The 19,299-nt window shown below is 45.5% G+C and carries 18 protein-coding genes and 5 pseudogenes; 18 read left to right on the top strand and 5 right to left on the bottom strand.

From position 1 onward, the window contains the following. Positions 1–66: 66 nt before the first annotated feature. Positions 67–2,419: pseudogene (locus tag JCM14467_RS01520) on the top strand (DNA-directed DNA polymerase). 40 nt (positions 2,420–2,459) lie between these two features. Here JCM14467_RS01520 and dnaG read toward each other — a convergent pair. Beyond that, a pseudogene (gene dnaG, locus JCM14467_RS01515) lies at positions 2,460–3,835 on the bottom strand (DNA primase DnaG). A gap of 107 nt (positions 3,836–3,942) precedes the next feature. On the opposite strand from dnaG, the gene map reads away from it, so the two are divergent. Continuing rightward, positions 3,943–4,848 carry a type II methionyl aminopeptidase gene (gene map, locus JCM14467_RS01510; RefSeq protein WP_252900372.1) on the top strand — a complete coding sequence of 302 codons (906 nt, stop codon included), beginning with the start codon at positions 3,943–3,945 and terminating at the stop codon, positions 4,846–4,848. Between the two features lie 5 nt (positions 4,849–4,853). Here map and uppS read toward each other — a convergent pair whose 3' ends face one another. Further along, complete coding sequence (uppS, locus tag JCM14467_RS01505) at positions 4,854–5,540, bottom strand: polyprenyl diphosphate synthase (protein ID WP_342765426.1); 687 nt, start codon at positions 5,538–5,540, stop codon at positions 4,854–4,856. A 147-nt stretch (positions 5,541–5,687) separates the two neighbouring features. On the opposite strand from uppS, the pseudogene agl3 reads away from it, so the two are divergent. Both agl3 and JCM14467_RS01495 read left to right on the top strand, forming a co-directional pair. After that, positions 5,688–6,849, top strand: a pseudogene (gene agl3 / locus JCM14467_RS19700) (UDP-sulfoquinovose synthase). 50 nt (positions 6,850–6,899) lie between these two features. Then, positions 6,900–8,764, top strand: a pseudogene (locus JCM14467_RS01495) (threonine--tRNA ligase). Positions 8,765–8,892: 128 nt separating this feature from the next. Here JCM14467_RS01495 and JCM14467_RS01490 read toward each other — a convergent pair. Continuing rightward, positions 8,893–9,558 carry a DUF981 family protein gene (locus JCM14467_RS01490; protein ID WP_054848869.1) on the bottom strand — a complete coding sequence of 222 codons (666 nt, stop codon included), beginning with the start codon at positions 9,556–9,558 and terminating at the stop codon, positions 8,893–8,895. Between the two features lie 203 nt (positions 9,559–9,761). Here JCM14467_RS01490 and JCM14467_RS01485 point away from each other — a divergent pair, with 203 nt between their 5' ends. Further along, positions 9,762–10,931, top strand: coding sequence for an Nre family DNA repair protein (locus JCM14467_RS01485; RefSeq protein ID WP_054848868.1), 1,170 nt, complete (start codon positions 9,762–9,764; stop codon positions 10,929–10,931). Here the strand turns inward: JCM14467_RS01485 and cyoE are convergent. Then, positions 10,924–11,771 (bottom strand): annotated as a pseudogene (gene cyoE, locus JCM14467_RS01480) (heme o synthase). The gene JCM14467_RS01485 and the pseudogene cyoE sit on opposite strands and share 8 nt — an antisense overlap. Before the next feature lie 157 nt (positions 11,772–11,928). Here cyoE and JCM14467_RS14870 point away from each other — a divergent pair. The 5 genes from JCM14467_RS14870 (at position 11,929) to JCM14467_RS01465 (ending at position 14,955) form a co-directional block, all read left to right on the top strand. Next, on the top strand, positions 11,929–12,732 hold the full coding sequence (locus JCM14467_RS14870; protein WP_252900369.1) for an ATP-binding protein: 804 nt from the start codon (positions 11,929–11,931) through the stop codon (positions 12,730–12,732). Further along, the gene (locus tag JCM14467_RS14865) at positions 12,726–13,532 is read left to right on the top strand and encodes an ATP-binding protein (RefSeq protein WP_252900368.1); all 807 of its coding nucleotides are present in this window, start codon (positions 12,726–12,728) and stop codon (positions 13,530–13,532) included. The genes JCM14467_RS14870 and JCM14467_RS14865 overlap by 7 nt, the downstream gene beginning before the upstream one ends. Positions 13,533–13,598: 66 nt before the next feature. Then, positions 13,599–14,564: a hypothetical protein gene (locus JCM14467_RS01470; RefSeq protein ID WP_054848867.1), complete on the top strand. Its 966-nt coding sequence runs from the start codon at positions 13,599–13,601 to the stop codon at positions 14,562–14,564. A 41-nt stretch (positions 14,565–14,605) separates the two neighbouring features. After that, positions 14,606–14,782, top strand: coding sequence for a hypothetical protein (locus JCM14467_RS14860; RefSeq protein ID WP_252900367.1), 177 nt, complete (start codon positions 14,606–14,608; stop codon positions 14,780–14,782). Continuing rightward, positions 14,779–14,955: a hypothetical protein gene (locus tag JCM14467_RS01465; RefSeq protein ID WP_252900366.1), complete on the top strand. Its 177-nt coding sequence runs from the start codon at positions 14,779–14,781 to the stop codon at positions 14,953–14,955. The genes JCM14467_RS14860 and JCM14467_RS01465 overlap by 4 nt, the downstream gene beginning before the upstream one ends. 94 nt (positions 14,956–15,049) lie before the next feature. Here JCM14467_RS01465 and JCM14467_RS01460 read toward each other — a convergent pair whose 3' ends face one another. Further along, a complete protein-coding gene (locus JCM14467_RS01460; protein WP_054848866.1) occupies positions 15,050–15,727 on the bottom strand; it encodes a DUF2848 family protein in 678 nt (225 codons plus the stop codon). Positions 15,728–15,832: 105 nt separating this feature from the next. Here JCM14467_RS01460 and JCM14467_RS01455 point away from each other — a divergent pair, with 105 nt between their 5' ends. The 8 genes from JCM14467_RS01455 to JCM14467_RS01420 all read left to right on the top strand — a co-directional run bounded on the left by JCM14467_RS01455 (position 15,833) and on the right by JCM14467_RS01420 (position 19,177). Further along, positions 15,833–16,291: a hypothetical protein gene (locus JCM14467_RS01455; protein WP_054848865.1), complete on the top strand. Its 459-nt coding sequence runs from the start codon at positions 15,833–15,835 to the stop codon at positions 16,289–16,291. A 59-nt stretch (positions 16,292–16,350) separates the two neighbouring features. Continuing rightward, positions 16,351–16,629, top strand: a complete 279-nt coding sequence (locus tag JCM14467_RS01450; protein WP_054848864.1) for a 50S ribosomal protein L37ae — start codon at positions 16,351–16,353, stop codon at positions 16,627–16,629. Positions 16,630–16,640: 11 nt separating this feature from the next. Beyond that, complete coding sequence (locus JCM14467_RS01445; RefSeq protein ID WP_054848863.1) at positions 16,641–17,216, top strand: Brix domain-containing protein; 576 nt, start codon at positions 16,641–16,643, stop codon at positions 17,214–17,216. 16 nt (positions 17,217–17,232) lie between these two features. Further along, positions 17,233–17,454 carry a KEOPS complex subunit Pcc1 gene (locus JCM14467_RS01440; RefSeq protein WP_252900365.1) on the top strand — a complete coding sequence of 74 codons (222 nt, stop codon included), beginning with the start codon at positions 17,233–17,235 and terminating at the stop codon, positions 17,452–17,454. A 77-nt stretch (positions 17,455–17,531) separates the two neighbouring features. Further along, complete coding sequence (locus tag JCM14467_RS01435) at positions 17,532–17,912, top strand: prefoldin subunit beta (RefSeq protein ID WP_054848861.1); 381 nt, start codon at positions 17,532–17,534, stop codon at positions 17,910–17,912. A gap of 5 nt (positions 17,913–17,917) precedes the next feature. Continuing rightward, entirely contained in the window at positions 17,918–18,259 is a 342-nt protein-coding gene (locus JCM14467_RS01430) for a DUF3194 domain-containing protein (RefSeq protein ID WP_054848860.1), read from the top strand. Next, on the top strand, positions 18,201–18,854 hold the full coding sequence (locus JCM14467_RS01425) for a DHH family phosphoesterase (RefSeq protein ID WP_252900364.1): 654 nt from the start codon (positions 18,201–18,203) through the stop codon (positions 18,852–18,854). Before JCM14467_RS01430 ends, JCM14467_RS01425 begins: the two co-directional genes overlap by 59 nt. Before the next feature lie 101 nt (positions 18,855–18,955). Beyond that, on the top strand, positions 18,956–19,177 hold the full coding sequence (locus tag JCM14467_RS01420) for a DHHA1 domain-containing protein (protein WP_252900363.1): 222 nt from the start codon (positions 18,956–18,958) through the stop codon (positions 19,175–19,177). The last annotated feature ends 122 nt before the right edge of the window (positions 19,178–19,299 follow it).

The following is a 19,299-nucleotide window of genomic DNA, read 5'->3' as shown; positions in this document are numbered from 1 at the left end:
ATAAAATCATCGTTAAAAGGCTAAGAAGAGTAAGTTTAACTACTTGCTCCCTTACCTAATCTAGTAATGGAATTAGCATTTTGGCTGCTGGATGTTACGTACGGTGTTGTTGGAAGTACGCCGGAGCTAAGGTTATTTGGTATTACAGATGATGGTAGGAGAGTCCTCGTTTTGGATAGGTCGTTTCGACCATACTTCTATGTATTATCATCGGGCGATGTCAATACCGTATTTAATAATGTTAAGCGTAAGTTGGAGGGTAGGATATTGAATGTGGAGGTTGTTAGGCGTAGGTTGTTTGGTAATGAGGTTGATGCCATTAAGGTAACGGCAACAATACCCGAGAAAGTCAGGGAGCTTAGGGAGTTAGCAGTTGAGGTTCCTGGTGTTGAGGATGTGCTTGAGGCCGACATTAGGTTTTCGCAGAGGTACTTACTGGATATGGGTGTTAAGCCGAGTAATTGGGTTGTTGTTGATCAGTGTGAGGAGGTTAAGGGTAATTACCAAGTCGACCTTGTCTGTCTTGCCAAGACTAGGCCCAGGATGATCGAGGAGCATAAACTGCCGAACTTCAGGTTCTTGCCTTCGATATCGAGGTTTATAACCCAAGGGGCATGCCGAACCCTGATAGGGACCCTGTCATAATAATATCAACGATTACTAAGGAGGATGGTGTTAAGATGTTTGTGGCCGATGACAGTAAGAATGATGCCAAGGTGATTAGGGAGTTCATGGATTACTTCAGGAAGTACGATCCGGACATCGTGGTTGGGTATAACAATAATGGCTTTGACTGGCCATACCTGGTCAATAGGTCGTCAAGGATTGGCATTAGGCTGGCCCTGTCCAGGATGGGTAATCCACCTGAGCAGAGTGTTTATGGTCATTGGTCAATAATTGGCAGGGCAAATGTTGACCTTTTCAACTTCATTGAGGAAATGAGCGAGATAAAGGTGAAGAGCCTGGATAGGGCGGCCGAGTTCTTCGGGATCATGAAGAGGAGCGAGAGGGTCCTCATACCTGGTCATAGGATATATGAGTATTGGGATGATAAGGGTAAGCGTGAGCTACTGCTTAAGTATGCCAGAGACGATGTGGTCAGTACCTACGGTTTAGCAGAGAAGCTATTGCCCTTTGCCATTCAATTATCCTCAATATCAGGACTACCACTCGACCAGGTCGGCGCTGCCAGCGTTGGTGCTAGGGTTGAGTGGATGATATTCTACGAGGCAGTTAAGAGAGGTGAGTTGGCGCCTAACCGTGAGGAGAGACCCTACGAGACTTACAAGGGTGCCGTGGTTCTTGAGCCAAGGCCTGGGCTTCATGAGGACATAGCCGTAATAGACTTCTCGAGCATGTACCCAAGCATCATGATGAAGTATAACGTGTCGCCAGATACGCTAGTACTTAGTGATTGCAATGATTGCTATGTGGCTCCTGAGGTTAATTACAAATTCAGGAAGTCACCTGAAGGACTTTATCCAGGCCTGCTTAGGATTTTGGTCGAGAGTAGGCGTAGGGTTAGGGAGCTGATGAAGAAGTACCCGGAAAATAGCCCAGATTGGGTCCTACTCAATGAGAGACAGAGGGCGCTTAAGGTCATGGCGAATGCATGTATGGTTACTGCGGTTGGCTTGGGGCTAGGTGGTATAGGCGTGAGGTTGCTGAGGCTGTTACGGCGTGGGGTAGGAACCTGCTTAAGACGGTTATTGAGAAGGCTAGGTCCCTGGGCTTACCAATTATCTATGGCGATACTGATAGCTTATTCGTTAAGAACATTAGTGATAAGGTTAATGCATTGATTGATTACATTAATAATGAGCTTGGTTTTGAGGTTAAGGTTGATAAGGTGTACAAGAGGGTCCTGTTTACAGAGGCTAAGAAGAGGTATGTTGGCCTAACGACTGACGGCGAGATAGATATTGTTGGTTTCGAGGCTGTTAGGGGTGATTGGGCCGAGATTGCAAAGGATGTTCAGGAGAACGTAGCCGAGATAGTCCTGACAACGGGCGATGTTGGTAAGGCGGTCTCCTACGTAAAGTCCGTGATTGATAAGGTTAAGGCATACCAATTCGACATTGATGACGTGATCATCTGGAAGACTCTTGATAAATCATTGAATGAGTACAAGGTATTAACGCCTCACGTTGCTGCGGCTAAGCAGTTGGTTGAGGCTGGTTATAAGGTTGGTAAGGGTGACATGATTGGTTACGTCATTGTTAAGGGTGGTGGTGCCAAGCTCGCCTATAAGGTGAAGCCATACATACTTGTTAAGGATATTAGGGAGATCGATGTTGATTACTATGTCGAGAAGCAGGTAGTCCCCGCCGCAATGAGGATACTGGAGGTTTTGGGGGTTAAGGAGTCGCAGCTTATGCAGGGTAAGGCAGGTAAGTCAATACTCGATTATTTTTCGTAATTAAAATTAATTGTTAAATAACTATGTTTGTTTTATTAAATCACTTACCTGCGCCTGCCCCAGCTTTGCTTAGGTACTCGTCAATAGTCATTATCAGCATATCTGTGGGAACCTTCGTTATGTTGCCGACCCTCGACATTATCAATAACTTAACGCCCTTACCCGATGCGACATCCACAAGGCGCTGTGTGCAAACGCCGTCAAATATAACGGCATATGCATTGGGCAATTGCTGTAGTGTGTCGACGAGGTCCCTCACGGGTATTCTCTTTATCTCGGTCCAGTGATCGTCATATATTATGGCCTCCAGGGTTCCACCGAGCTTCTTCATCTCATCAATAACGTTAGGTGGTAATTGGGGTAATTCTGGGCTTGGTTGTTGAGACTGGAGCGCTTGTTGGGGTGTTGCTTGCGCTTGCACGGTTGTTGAGGTCGGCTGCACTGGCTGTGGTTGTGGCATTACCTGAACCTTCTCGGCTTGCTGCGGTGATTCCTGTATTGGCACCTCTATGGCTTGCGCCTGCGGTATCTCCTGTTGAGCCTGTGCCTGTCTTGCCTCCTCAATCATCTTTCTCTCCCTCTTCTCAAGGCTTGCCAGGTATTCCTCAGCGGGTATCTTATTCCTGAGAGCCTTCGTTATCTCCTTAGCCGTTAATTGCTCAACCTCCTTACCGGGCGGTGCCCTGGCTATGTAATCAATGTCCGCATACTTAAGTAACTCCTTAAGCAGCATCTCGCCACCCCTATCCCCATCCACGAAAGCGATTGTCGTCTTCTTCTTACTCAACTCAATAACCGTCTTAGGAACACCACCGCTTGAGCCGCCTAGGCCTATCACGTTCTTAAAGCCATGCTTAACAAGGTTAAGCACATCAGCCCTACCCTCAACGATTATTATCGTATCCGCAGTATCAACCTCAGGCCCAGCAGGTAGTTTCTCAGGCCCGTACTCAATGACCTCGGTCTCCCTAATGCTCTCCATGAATTTCGTAATCAACTCCTTAGTGTCTGGCAGCGCTCATGCTCAACAAGCTTGAGTAACTCCCTCGCCCTGTCGAAGATCTTCTTCCTCTTCTCCTCCCTGAGGTCCTTGATCTCGACAACCTGCACCTTTGCGTTATACGGCCCCACCTTATCCACGGTCTCTATCATTGCTGCTACGAGGGCGGTCTCATACCTATCCAGGTTAGATGGTATGTAAACCTTACCAACGGTCTTATCGCCCTTATACTCAGTCTCAACCTCGATCCTGCCGATCCTACCATTCATTTGAAGTTCCCTAAGGTCGAGTTCATTACCCAATAGTCCCTCTGTTTGGCTGAATAGGGCGCCTATTATGTCGTACTTCTCCACCGTTCCCTGAACCTCCACGTTAGCCACTATTAGGTATTTAGCCACAATGGTTAAGGCTCCCATTACGACACCAAGTACTCATGATTAAAGCCGGATTAAAATAGTTTCTCTTGGCAAAATCAATTATCAAAGGGGCTAGGCTATTTAAAGAAGTCAATGCGTCATACTACGTGTCCACGGACCTATTGAAAATCTATGAGAGATTAGGCGCCATTGCCAGGGACGCCCTTAATTACGCAATGTCAATAGTGGAACCTGGTATACCAATACTCGAGTTATGTGAGAAGGTTGAGAGTAGGATTAGGCAGAATGGTGCAAAGCCTGCATTCCCCGTTAATGTAAGTGTGAATGAGATCGCAGCTCATTACACCGCCACCATAGGTGATAAGTCCGTAATACCTAAGGGTGCCGTGGTTAAGATAGACCTTGGCGCGCATATTGATGGATATATAGTGGATACTGCCGTCACGGTTACGTTCAACCCAATGTATAACCAATTAATTAAGGCATCGATAAAGGCGCTGGAGGCAGCACAATTAAGCATGAAGCCAGGGATCACGTTAACATCAGTTGGCGCCCAGATAGAGAGGGCCATAAGGTCCTTTGGGTTCAAGCCAATTAAGAACCTGAGTGGGCATTTGATAAGGAGGTACGTGCTCCATGCAGGTAAGTCAGTACCTAATTATGACAATGGTGATAGGCAGAAGATAATTGAGGGTGAGGTGTACGCTGTTGAGCCATTCTCGACGAATGGTGCAGGCTATGTTGATGATGGACCGCAAGTCACGATTTACCACCTATTTAAGAACCCAAGCCCCAAGGATCCTCACTACGAAGTGCTTTCATACATAAGCAGTGAGATTGGCCCATTGCCATTTACGCCCAGGTGGCTCGTCACGAAGTTCGGCGAGGGGGTTGGTAATGTGGTAAGTGAGTTGTACATGAAGGACTACATCTATGGTTACCCAGTGCTGATAGAACATGGTAAGGGCCTTGTTGCCCAGGTTGAGGATACATTCATAATAACTAGGGATGGCGCTATCCCCATCGTAAACGTCCTCTCACTACTAAAATGAGGACGCTACCTACCGAACCTTCTCTCCCTCCTTGCGTAGTCATCAAGTGCCTGCTTAAGGTCTTCTTTAGATATTTCCGGCCAGTACTTATTTAATATATATAATTCGGAGTAGGCGGTTTCATAGAGTAGGAAATTACTTATCCTATGCTCCCCGCCGGTTCTAATTATTAGGTCAGGTTCGGGGTAGGGCTCGTCACCAACATAGAGATATTTAAATAGTAACTCCTCATTGAGATCGCTAATGCTTAATTTGCCGCTGTTGTAATCAATAATTAGTTTCTTAACGGCGTCGATTATTTCCTGCCTACCGCCATAAACAACCGCCAGGTTTAAATAATGATCTGAGTAATCTGCGGTGGTTTCCTCGGTTAGTTCTATCTCTCTACGAACGTCCTCAGGTAATAACCAAGTTCTCCCTATGACCCTAACCCTAACCCTATTCCTATGGATCCTCTCATCCCTCCTAATCTTAATTAACTTCTCCTTCAACAACCTATATAGCAAGTCCAGCTCTAACTTGGATCTCCTGAGGAAGTTCTCGGTTGATAATACGTACACCGTAACGATTTTTATACCAAAGTCCAGCGTCCATTCCAAAAACTCCTCAACCTTATCCGAGCCGATCCTATACGCCTCCGTTATCGGCAACCCAACCTTCCTAGCCCACCTCCTATTCCCATCGTATAACACCAATGTGCACTGGTACTGCGCCTTGCATTATATTTGCATTCTTGATTGTATATTTACCCTTTTAAAGTTATGCACTGCCTAATCTACGGCTTTAACTGTTAGGTAATACATTTAACTTGGCTCAATAAGCACGAGGATGAAGGCGTAATGAAGGTATTAATACTTGGTATTGATGGGTATTTAGGTTGGGCGTTGGCGTTAAGGCTCGTTAGGAGGGGTCACGAGGTCATCGGCATTGATAACTTCTACACCAGAAAGGCCGTGAATGAGGTTGGTTCTGATTCGGCCTTACCCATACTTTCAATGCAGGATAGGATCAGGGCTGTTGAGGAAATTTTTGGCGCAAGGATTGAGTTTATCGAGGGTGACGCAACTAATTATGACCTGGTTAGGAAGGTTATTGAGAGGTATAGGCCCGATACTATTGTGCATTTTGCCGAGCAGAGGTCGGCGCCGTACTCCATGATTGATGTTGAGCATGCCAAGTACACAATCATTAACAATCTCACGTCAACGTTAAACGTGATATACGCAGTAAGGGAGGTTAGGAGGGATATCCACATACTGAAGATGGGTACCTGGGTGAGTATGGCTATCCAGCATTTAGGATACCCGAGGATGCGTTTATTGATGCCATTATCCAGGGGGTTAGGGATAGGATTGTCGTGCCCAGGTGGGCTGGCTCATGGTATCACTGGAGTAAGGTGTTTGATTCATACATGCTCCTATACGCAAATAAATTGTGGGGCTTAACAATAACTGACTTCCACCAGGGCCCCGTCTATGGGACTAGGACTGAGGACATAGTCTCTGAGGAATTATTCACTAGGTTTGATGTTGATGATGTGTGGGGTACCGTAATAAACAGGTTCTGCGCCGAGGCCGTGGTTAACCACCCACTGACTATATACGGCAGCGGCCTACAGAAGAAGGGGTTCACATCCCTTGAGGACACGATAACGGCATTAGCAGCATTGATAGAGAACCCGCCAGAACCTGGTGAGTTCAGGACTGTGCATCACTACAGGGAGGTTAAGACTTTGAATGAAATGGCCGAGCTGGTTAGGAGGGCTGCGAAGCAAGTGCTTGGTTATGAACCGGAGATAATGCACATACCCAACCCGAGGTTGAACCTGAGGAGGACCTGCTCTACGAGCCGGAGAAGAAGGTATTGCCTAAGCTCGGTATTTACAGGCTCACAAGGATCATGGAGGATGAGGTTGTGACGATGCTTAAAGACTTAAAGCCGTATGTTGATAGGATTAGGAGGATTGAGACCCTATTTAAGCCCAGGGTTAGGTGGAGGTGAAGCGTCAATACCTAAATAAATTAATATTAGTTGTTTCTGCCGTAAGATTAATGAGATTATTATTCATACATGCGGAGGACTTCTCATACCAGGTTAGGGATAAGGCCGTGGAGAACCCAGAACCATTAACGCCAGACCTTGAGAGGGGCTCGGCGAAGAATGCGCTTGTTGTCTTCATGAGCGTTGAGGAGAGTGATACGGAGGACCCTAACTACGTGAGTTATGTGACTGAGCAAATACTGGATGTATTAAGTAGAGTCAAGGCATCGCAGATAGTCCTCTACCCGTACGCACACCTAAGCCCCAACCTCGCCAAGCCCAGTAAGGCATTGAGCGTGTTGTTGGCTGTTTACGAGAAGCTGAGGGAGAAATCCCCAGTACCAGTGTCGAGGGCACCCTTCGGCTATTACAAGGCATTCGACATTAAGTGCTATGGACACCCATTATCAGAGCTTAGTAAGACGTTAAGTCCAAGTATGGTTACTACGCAGGCAGCCCAACCACAGGTTGTTAGTAAGGATTACTATGTAATACTAACACCAAGTGGTGAGGAGTACGACGCAACTAAGTATCCATTCAAGCCAAATGAGGATGACCTAAAGGCACTGGTTGAGAAGGAGGTACTGAAGAGGGAGCTTGAGGGTGGTAGGGAGCCCAGGTACATTGATTACTGCCGTAAGTTCGGCTTTGAGTGGGAGCCATGAGTGATGTGGGGCACATGAGGTATGGACCAGCGGCCACGTTGATGATGGAGTTAGTCGAGGACTACGCGTGGAGGTTAGCCAATGAGCTTGGTATACCCGTGTTTAAGATTAGGGGTACGAACATGTTTAGGCGTGGTGAGAGGGCCATTGATGAGCATGCTAGGTTATTTAACGAGAGGATGTATACAATAGAGGGTGATAAGGACGAGCTAATAATGAGGTACGCAGCCTGCTTCCAACAATTCGCAATGATCAAGGACTGGGTGCTGAGCTATAGGGACATACCAATCGGCATGCTCGAGGTCGCCGATAGTTATAGGTACGAACAGCCTGGCGAGACGGTACTATGCTTCAGGCTTAGGAGGTTCTACATGCCGGACCTCCACATATTCACGAGGGACCTTAAGAACGCCATGGATGTAGCCCTCAAGCTCCATGAGATAATATTTAGGGAGATTAGGAAGTTGGGTAGGGACTACGTAAGCCTATACAACGTCACAAAGCAATTCTACGACGAGTACAGAGACTACCTAATTGAGTTGGCTAGGCGTGAGGGCAAGCCAATACTCGTCAGGATAATGCCGGAGCAGAAGTACTACTGGGTCCTGAACGTGGAGTTCCACATTGTTGATGAGCTTAGGAGACCTAGGGAGATAGCCACGTTCCAATTCGATGTCGGTAATGCCCAAAGGTTCGGTATTAAATATAGGGATGAGAATGGAGAGATTAGGTACCCAGTGATCATACACACGGCAATAATTGGAAGTGTTGAGAGGTACATATATGCACTCCTTGACACTGCGGCCATAGCTGAGTCCAGGGGTGAGGTGCCGAGACTACCAACGTGGGTCTCACCAATACAGGTAAGGATTATACCAATTAGTAAGGAGCACATGGCCTTCGCCAATGACGTAGTCTCGAAACTTGAGGATAGGATGATTAGGGTTGACATTGATGATAGATTCGACGAGACACTGGCTAAGAGGGTTAGGGATGCTGAGACATTCTGGGTGCCATACATAGTGGTTATTGGCGATAAGGAAGTGAAGACCGGGAAGCTAAGCGTTAGGGTCAGAGGTTCGCAGAAGCCCATTGAGTTAAGCGTTGATGAGTTAATTGGCAGGATTGAGGAGGAGATTAAGGGTTACCCAAGGAGACCATTGTCAATGCCGAAGTACCTAAGTATGAGACCATCAAGCGTAATTACCTAGTATATTCAGCCCTCTTCCCAATCATCACACATCAGACAGCAGCCCTTATCCTCATTCAGGAGGAATTATGGAGAAGAGGAAATAAATCTTATTGTTTTTAAATTTGAAATTGAAAGATAAATGAATCATTAGCCTGACACACCATACCAAGGAACCCACTTAGACCAAATCAGCGTGTGCTCAAACGTGGCACTTATACCTATGTAAAATGCTAAAATGCCAGAGAGTATGAGCAGTATCATTACTAGGACACCTACATATCTACTCGCATTGCCCCTCGGTAACATAGCCCCTGGACTAATTAGCATGGCAACGCCTAGCAGTATGTACATGGCACTTGCGAACAGCGGGGCATTGGTTAACCCATGCACGAATATATCAACGCCATAAACAATAACCGGTATACTAAACAGCACAATAGGCACTGCTAAGTACCTCAGGTCAGCGCCTATGTACATGGCTAAACCAAGCATTAACGTCACTAAGCCAAATATTGGCCAGGCATCAGAGAAGACTAAGTTATAAGAACCTGGAAACGGCCAGGTCATTGAGGCCCAGAGGCCCGTGGCGAGCGCGTAAATGCCAACGCTGATGAAGAATAGGCTTAGGCACTTATTCACATTAATGCAGGCAGCAACCCCCTGAGCCCTTTCAACAACCTCTACCCTAGACCCATCAGTGACAATTCTAGGTCTCCTAACGAAATTAACGAAGACGCCATACGCCGCCGTTATTAATGTTATTCCAAGCACCATTAACCAGATGTCCAGTGTGTCCATGAATAGACCCGCCATTCCGATCACCGGGTCTATTCATTTGCCTATAATATATAAACTGATGAGTAGATGCATTTAATGCGCTCATCTTTATGCTTTAAAAATAATGCTTTAGATTTGTATTAATTAATATATAAATAAATGCTTAATTTAGCCCTCGTTAATCCCTTCTCAATTCATGACGAATGGATTTAAATTTCCTGGAATTACCATAGTATGTAGTGGTTAGGTTTAGTGAATTACCGCCAGACTTCTGGAGGGAGTTCAGGCTTTGGCGTAGTGTGAGGAATGAGTTTAGTGGCTTATCACCGCCTGGGAATTTCGTTGGTTCGATTAATTACCCATACATTAATGTTGGTGCGTTGGTTGATGGCTTGGGCGGTGATGCGGCAGTTCTTGATAGTCCTGAGGAGTGGTTTAGGCGTGGATTTACCCAGTGGGATGTTGTTAGGCTTAGGTCTAGGGTAATACTCACCAGGACCAGGGCATCCGTTAGGTCGCTTAGTAGTCCGATTATTGGTAGGATTCAGGAGTTGAGTATTGGGCGTAACTCGGTTGATGTTGAGGTTAGGCTTAGGAAGATCGTGCTTAGGGCATTGGCTGATGATTATCATGCACCGCTTGGTAATGTTGGTGAGTTGAGGGATTTGAGGATCACATCTAACGTGAGTGCTGAGGGTATTGTTGAGAGGTTGGTTAATGATTATGATGTTGACGCCAGGACTGCAGTCATCGAGTTATATCGTGGTTTAATACCTGTGTCTAGGATACAGCGCATTTTCGCGGTTGGGCTACTGGGTAGTGCGCGGTTTAGGAGGTTGGTGCCCACTAGGTGGTCTATAACGGCTGTTGATTCGATAATCGGTGATTACCTGAGGAGTAGGGTGGTTGACTATGATGAGATTGGGCAGGTGGAGGTTCATGAGATGGAGTACATGGGTAATAGGTACTTCGTAATCCTCATGCCGGGGCCGTGGCGTTATGAGCTCATAGAGCTGAAGATGCCTGGTTCTGTGTGGAATAGAAATGGTAGTACACCCAGGGTATTCACTGATTATGAGGGTGTTAATGGCATGAGCGGTTATGCAGAAAATACTGGTGGTGCATTTTACGCGATCAGGCTTGGTGTGCTTGAGTACCTTAATAAGATTAATAGGCAGGCATCGGTGATTGCGATTAGGGAGGTGACCCCTGATTATAAAGTCCCCGTTGGCATTTGGCAAGCCCGTGAGGCTGTTAGGAATGGCATGGGCGTTAATGTCAGGAGGTTTTCTGATATTGATGAGACTATTAATTATGTTAATAACTCGTTACTGACGGGTAATCTATGGCTTAGCCACAGCCGCCTAATTAAGGAGTTGAGGAGTGACTTGGTTAGGTTTATCACTTGATGATTGAGAGTACCATGCCTATTAGCAGGAAGACTGTTAGCACGGGTGAGCTTGACTTAAACATTTGCCAGAAGACCTCCCTATTGGCTTAATGATCGCCTTAACGCTGTAGTAACTACTCCAGGCAACGGTTGCAAGTAGTATGACTAGCCCAATTAGGTTCCTTAGGATGAGTATGTAGAGGAATAGCATGTATGCGTTCGAGACCACATTGAGTATTGCGACCATCATCATGGCCTCATCTTCACTCATCTCAAGTGGTAGCATCTTAATGCAGGTTCTCGCGTAATCGTCCCTGGACCTGATAACCAGGCTCCATATGTGGGCTGGTATCCATAGGTATATGGCCATGGATAGCAGTACTGCCTCGAGGTCCAGGGGCCTTGCAATGGTCCAACCAGTTAGTAATGCGGCATTACCCGCAATACCTCCAATGAGGATATTACTCCAACTCCTGCACTTCAGGAGTACCGTGTACACGATTGCGTAGAAGAACCAACCGAGTACTACGAATATTGTTGGTAATAAACCAAGCCATACGTATGATAGGGCAAAACCAATGATTGAGAGGATTAACGATTCAATTAATGCATTTTCTGGGCTTACCCTACCGGCTGGTATTGGCCTATTCCTGGTCCTGCTCATCTGGGCATCGATATTCCTCTCATAATACATGTTGAATACTGCTGATCCACCCGTACTCAGGAGCCCGACAAGCGCCAACTCCCCTATGTAGGCAATGTTTATGCTTGGTGCGGCTGCGAATATGTACCCGGCTATTGCGGCAAGTATGAGTAGCCAAATGACCCTGGGCTTCATCAATAGTACGTAGTCCTTAATTACCACATTAGGCAATGATTAATTGTGACATTAAAAACTTTATTTCAAAATCCACGCTAAGTAATTGGCTAACCCCTATTCAATTAATTTAACATTGAACTTGCCATCCCTATTTTATTTAATAACAATAAAGGCTTAGTAATACCTAACTAATAATGTGAAGATTGGAGTCGTAATTAGGGCACAGAGCCCTAGGGCATTTTGGTTTAGGGTATTTGATAATGTTGAGGATAGGGTAAACGTTGGTACATTCGTGACCCTGGACAATTATGAGAATAGAGCCTACGGCCAAATACTGGCAAGGGTGACCAGGGTTATTAGGCATAATTACTTGGTTGATGATAGGGTCATCGCCCAATTGGGGAGTGAGGACGTAATAAACACATTTAGGGACTATGGAATAGACATTCAATACATTGCGCAGTCAACGCTTGCCAGGGCATCAATCATTGGTTATAGGGTTGGTACACGATTCTCCAAGCCCCTAAAGCCCCCAAAACCCATGGACTTCGTATATTTACCAACCGAGGACGAATTGGGTAAGCTACTCAGGGTGAATAATGACGGTGTTAGGCTGGTCATTGGTAGCATTAGGTCTTTATCAATACCCGCCGAGTTGGACGCCAATAAGTTGGTGTCTCACCACTGCGCGATATTGGCTGCCACGGGTGGTGGTAAGTCCTGGCTCGCCGGTGTCATTGTCGAGGAATTGGTGTTAAGGGCTGAAATACCCATAATAATCATTGACCCGCACGGCGAGTACTCGGCAATGCAGGTTCCTAAGGTTCTGAGCGATGATGCTAAGTACGTGGCTGGTCTCGTCAGGGTGTATGTGCCGGGTAAGGTAGATACGACTAGCCTTGACGAGTACTTCAGGGCTCGGTTTGGTGTTGAGAGGAGGTATGTTAGGTTTGGTATTAACCCAAGGTCATTATCATTAAGGTTAATGGAAGGTTGCTAGATCATTATTACGGGCTTACCGATGCTCAGAGGAGGATTCTTGAGGAGGCTTGGCAGTACATGGGGATGGATAATGAATTAACAGGCCTTGATGAGTTTCTTAATGATTTAGAGAAGAGTGGTGGTAAGGTTGTTAAGGGTTATGGAAATGAGTTAGCCCTATCCACGTTATTAACTAAGGTTAAGATGCTCGTGGAGAATAGGCCATTCTTTATAACGAGACCTGGCGAGTTCTATGGTAATGAGCCAATAAGACTCCTGGATATTAATGACTTAATGGAGTATGGAATCCACGTATTGGACCTTAGTGGATTGGACTTAATAGATCAGCAGGCCCTCGTGGCCTTAATCCTAAATAACATATTCAGGGTATCCACTATGAGGAGGGATAGGCCGGTCTTTATAGTTGTTGAGGAGGCCCATAACTATGCACCGTCGGTTGGTTTATCACTTAGCACATCAACGCTGATAAAGATTGCTAGGGAGGGTCGTAAATTCGGCGTTGGATTATGCATAATTAGCCAGAGACCATCAAAGGTGCACCAAGACGTATTGAGTCAATGCCTGACGCAGGTATTTAAGAGGATAATAAACCCGGTTGATCTTAGGTATGTGAGGAATGTGGTTGAGTTCATATCGGATGAGGACCTGTGGGAGGTTAGGGTTCTTAATGAGGATGATGCCTTAGTAACGGGACTAGCCGTGTCAATGCCATTGCCGATTAAGGTCAGGGATAGGCTGACTGAGCACGGTGGTATAACACCGACGTTAACGCCGAGAAGCAGTATTACTAGAGTGTAGTTCAAATATAATTTGAGTATAATAGAGTCAGGTAAAACTTTTATTGTACTCTCGTGAACGACTATTGTGCGTATAATCCTCGGTACACCAGCGAATTCGAGACCTAAGCCCTGGCTTTATTTCCGCGTACCAGCCGTCATGGTCAATGCCTTTGATATTATGAGGAGCAGAATTGGTAGGAGGGAGCATGTCATAAAGAATGTGCTTCAATACGATGGTGAGGTTTGGATGGACAGCGGTGGATTTCAGTTTTTGAGACATGGAAAAATACCGGACATCGAGGATTTAGCCGAGGTATACAACCAGTATTGGGACGTTAGGTATTTCCTAAACCTCGACTATCCGCCAAGCCCCACTGATGATGAACATGATTTAGAACTGAAGTTAAGAAGATCACTAATTAATTATGAGTATTTGACTAAGAGATTCGATAATGTATTGCCGGTGATTCATTACCATTGGAGAACCAACGTAATTACTAAGTACTTGGTTAAGTACCTGGACTTTAACCCTGATTGTATCGCCATAGGTGGCCTGGTGCCCTACGTATTAATAAGTAAGGGCGTGCCTAAGGATTCACGGAGGTCAGCATTAAGGTTCTTACTGCATATAAAGCGGGAAACCGGTATGTGCATTCACGTGCTTGGGCTTGGGTCACCAGTAATAAACCCAATACTTAAACTCATCAATATTGATAGTACTGACACGAGTACCTGGAGGGTTAAGGCAGCCTATGGTAAGGTCGTTATGCCAGGTGGTGGTGAGAGGCACGTAAGCGGCAGAGCCATTAACTTCGGTGGTAAGGAGGCTACGGAGGAGGATTTATCGAGGCTCTACGAGTTTCTTAAGGTCACGGGGTTCCCCATGATTAATCAATTCAACGAGATTGTAACAAGCTTTGAGTATAGGGCTTTGGTTAATGCGTGGGTCGTACTTAATAGTTTCGAAGCACCAAGTGGTGGTGTGTTTAGGGCGATATATGATGAGTTTGCCAGAGAGGTGATTGAGCAGGTCGTTGAGGGTGCACGTTAGGGATTATATTTATTAATGCTCATAATCCCCATGTAGTTACCGTGAGAAAGGTCCAGAAGAATTGTCTAACGCTCGTTGTGGATGTGTGTAATGACTCGCTGGACAGGTTCAAGGGTGTCATGAATATGGTCATTAGGAGGGCTGGGTTTGGCGGTGCAGTTAGGTTCTCGTTTATAAGTGTAAGGAGCTTGATTTCAATAAGTATGTTAGGGAATTGAATTCGGTAGTCGCCAATAACTTCTCCGTATCGGTGTTTGTGTATGAGTTTGATGATTTAAACGCATTAATCAATGAATTAAGTAAGAACATATTTAGTGGTTGTGATAATTATAGTGTATTATCGACCATAGACTTACCGACAGGTATTAATTATGAGAAGATGAAGCAATAGGTAACGACCTTGAATACTGATAATTATTTTATTCCTCAGCTTAGCCCAGTACATCATGAATCAGACCTTGCAAGCATCATCACGCAATGCATCATTACTCAATCCAGTAATAATGATCAATGGACCTATTAAGTACTGGGTCATAGAGCTCGATTTCGAAGTACCCACTGGGTTTTATCTGGCCCTTTACCGTTGGTATCGTGCCTGAAAACACAACGACATTCTTAAGGTCTGGCACCACCTCGCGTATCAGGTCGACAAGCTTGTCTGGTGTTAGTAGGAATTTCATTGTGCCCTCTTGATAAAGGGTCTTCTTATCATCCTCAAGTATCCAACTCCTCAGTACCAAGTCATCCCAGTGATCCTCAATCTCCCTAAGCGGCCAGGCCCTCCTTGCAACAATCTTTGGGTACATGTGCTTACCCGCGAGTATACTACACCTCTCAGCCTCCCTGTCCGTGTGGTCGCTACCGACTGTTACGTAGATCTCATCCTCATTCTTAATCAATAATACGTACTCAACCTCACCGCTGTGTAGGTCACTGACCTTCCTTATGTAATTGCTCGTGGTTACTAGGTACGGCTGTAGTATGTATATTTCGGGTATGTTCTTGGGCCCGCTAATGCCTATCCTACTCAATTCCTCAACCTCCTTCTTAATGATGTCCGTAGTCCTCCCGGACCAGACAAAGATCACTAGATCGCTAACGGCGATTTCAATATCTCTCTCGTTACCGTTCTTGAACTCTATGGTTACATTAAGTCTATGCATAGACGAACTCTGGTTTATAAAGCAGTCACCTTATTAAATTTTTGGTTTCATATTCCTGCCAGGTAAACGGAAATACTAATAAAATCCTGAAGTAGTATTGGCGAGATGATATCCGAAATAGTCAGGGTCGGCCTCGTTTCGGAGATTAGGCTCGCAATACCCAATGCTGATGATGCCCTCGATTACCTAAGGCTAATGCTGAATAACCTAATAGGCCTAATGGCATCCATACCACCGGCCCTCGCGCAGAGTGTTAAGCCCGAGATACCAATATTTGTAAAGATGGCTGACGGCGAGGCCGAGATATCAATACACTACTCACCGCTCATGCCACTAATAAGGATTAGGACGGCCAAGGACTTAATAAATAAGATAAGTGGTATAAACTTCATCGGCATCGTCCTCGACTCAGGCGGTACGGTACTGAAGATGTATAAGGGTAAGGATGAGATGGGTAGGGATAGGGAGAAGATACTCCTCGTGTTCAGGGTGTTCATGAACTCCGACATTGAGCTACAGCCATTACCCAGCGCGCCTAAGGGTCAGGGTGGGGTCATTATTTAATCAGCCCGATGGGAATCACCGGTAGAAATGCTTTTATTTAGTTAAATGCTAGGTCCTTGATGCCGTTTAGCCATACGAAGATTGTAGGGCCAACGGGGAGGTACGGCGCCAGGTATGGCATGGGTGTTAGAAGAAAGGTATTGCAGATCGAAGTTAAACAAAGAGGTAAGCATAGGTGCCCAAGGTGCAAGTCACTGGTTAAAATGGAGAGGATAGCCTTCGGCATCTGGAGATGCCCCAAGTGTGGCTATACCTTTGCCGGCGGTGCCTGGGTTCCACAGACAATAATGGGTAAAACACTGGCTACGGAAGCCGCGGCTAAGCAGAGCACCAAATAAGCGGCACCATAATGGGCCTAATAGTACTGACTTCATCAAGAGATGCCAGTATTAGAATGAGACAATTTCTCAATGAGTTGGAATTGGTCATACCCAACGTCGTTAAGGTAAATAGGGGCAAATTATCAATTATTGAGGTTGCTGGTAAGGCTCTCAGCCTTGGTGCCGATAGAATACTCTACATTGGATCTAGGGGTGGTAATCCAGGCTTTATGCGTTTCCTAAGGGTTAGGGAGGGAGTAATCGAGGTAATGCCGTATTTTATAAGGATCTTTGGGGTTAAGTTATTGATTGACTTGCCAGTTAATGTTACTATCAAGCAGAGGGCGCGTAATGGCATTATAGTATCCCTTAGGGAATATGCTGAGGCCATGGACGTATTAAGTGAGCAGCTTGGTTTGCTGAGTATGAGGGTTTATGATTTCGAGAGTGTTAGGGGTATGTATGACGTTATTTTCCTAATTAATAGGGTTGATAATGAGTATGAGGTGCAGATACTGAATGGTAGGGATTTAGGTCCTTATGGGCCGTTTATGAGGATTAGCGATGTTATTTATGTGAAGCCCAGGGTGATTAGAATTGAGTGAGTGCGGATTTAGAGCAGTGTTTTCTTTGACGGGAGTTAATAGGGAATTAGTTGCTAACTCGTTTAAGACGCTCGAGAGGGAGATGAGGTTTGGGAGGGGGTTTGTGAGTGTTGATACTAATGATAATGGTGATGTGGTAATAACGGTGTGTGCCAAGGACTTAACAAGCCTAAGGAGCTTGGTTAATGGGGTTTTGAAGTCATTATACTTAATATTTAAGGTTGAGGAACTTGGTTGATCATTATCAATAATTAGTGCTAGTCGTAATTAACGTGCGGATTAATATTTATTAAGGCTTAGATCAATGGCGCCTTAATGAGTTCATTACCACCATCACTTCAGTCAGACCTGGAGAAACTTCAGGCGTTACAGGATCAGTTAAATAGTGTTAGGGTTAGGAAGCAGCAGTTCGAGAGCGAGCTTAAGGAGGTTGAGAGGGCTATTTCCGAGATTGAGAAGGTGCCTGCCGAGAGCAAGGTCTATAAGATCGTCGGCTCATTCCTAGTCCTGGTAACAAAGGACCAAGCGCTCCAGGAGCTTAAGGATAGGAAGGAGTTGCTTGAGCTTCATATAAAGACGTTGTCAAGGCAGGAGAGCATGTTGATGAAGCAGATTGAGGACTTGAGAACGCAGATAAATGAGGCATTGGCTAAGCTTCAGGGTGGGGCTGGTGGAGTTGCTAAGGGTGGTGGTTAGGCGTAATGAGTAGTGATGAGGTTCTTAATGAGATAATTAATGTAATTGCTGAGGAAATTTATAGGTACTTAATGCATAAGCTCCCTGAGAAGCTTCTCGAGGATGTCGTAATTAATGTGGGGTTTACTGACATGAACAACTACACCCTTGAGATTAGTATTGATGCAGCAACAAACCCGCTGTTGAAGGGACTCGATGAAATAATCAATGACGCTGTCGAGTTCGGGTTTAAAATAGCGGATTACCTAATGGATAAGTTTAAGAGGGGTGAATTGGTTGGCTTATCGATTGGAGAAATTGAAAGAATTACTGAGGAATACGCAAAGAGTCTGCATACTAACACATAGACATGCCGACCTAGACGCATATGCATGCGGCGTAGCCACTAAGGAATTAATCAGCAAGTTCGGCCTTAACGCACTTCTCGCGATCCCCGAGGGACCTTCTCGTGAGGTTAAATCATTCATTGAGAAACTCGGCATAGCTCATCAAAGCTCAGGTAACTGCGGCGAGACAGATCTTGTATTCCTGGTTGATGTTAGTACGTATGCCCAATTAAATGAATTTAGGGATTTAATTGGTGATGGGCCCGTGGTGGTTATTGATCACCACGAGGTACGTAATATAGCTCCCACGGTATCCATCGTAGACCCAGGCGCCACGAGTTGTTCTGAAATCATTGCCCAGGTATTTAGGGACTTAGGTATTGAGCCGAGTGGTGATGTTGCCACCCTACTCATTGGCGGCATACTCAGTGATAGTGGTAGGTTGAGTAGGGCTCGACCAAGTACCTTCGAGGTATTGGCCTGGCTACTTAAGCTAGCTGGCAGGGATTATAGGGATATCGTAAATGCCATGGCTGAGGATGTTTCGTTTTCCGAGAGAATGGCTAGGGTTAAGGGACTACTTAGATTAAGGGCTTACAGGCTGGTGATTACATAATATGCCTAAGTAATGTTAATGCATATGAATCATCACTCGCCGACACATTGATTAGGTCAGGCTGTGACATCGCATTGGTGGCTTCTGAGCATGAAGAGGAGGTGAGACTATTCGGTAGGGGTAATAAGAGAATCACGGAGAAGATATCACTTGCGGATGTCTTTAATGACCTAGCGCGGTACTTTAATGGTGAGGGCGGTGGTCACGCAGCAGCTGCTGCCTTAAGCGTTAGGTCTAAGATCGACTTAACGACAATGCTAATAAAGGCTTTAAATATTATTGAGCAGAGACTCGGTATTAAAGCGTCAAGAATAAGTGATTAACGATTTTGAATTTAAGTTATGGTTTCCTGCCCTTCAGTTAACGATACTACGAGGTTAGGAGACCTTAATAACTTCTACCGATGGCTCGTTAACTCCCTGCACTGATTATTAACTTCATATTT

This window comes from Vulcanisaeta sp. JCM 14467 (assembly GCF_001316245.1).
Classification (GTDB): Archaea; Thermoproteota; Thermoprotei; order Thermoproteales; family Thermocladiaceae; genus Vulcanisaeta.
The sequence above is the reverse complement of the archived record's forward strand: the minus strand, read 5'-3'. Positions and strand labels throughout refer to the sequence as shown.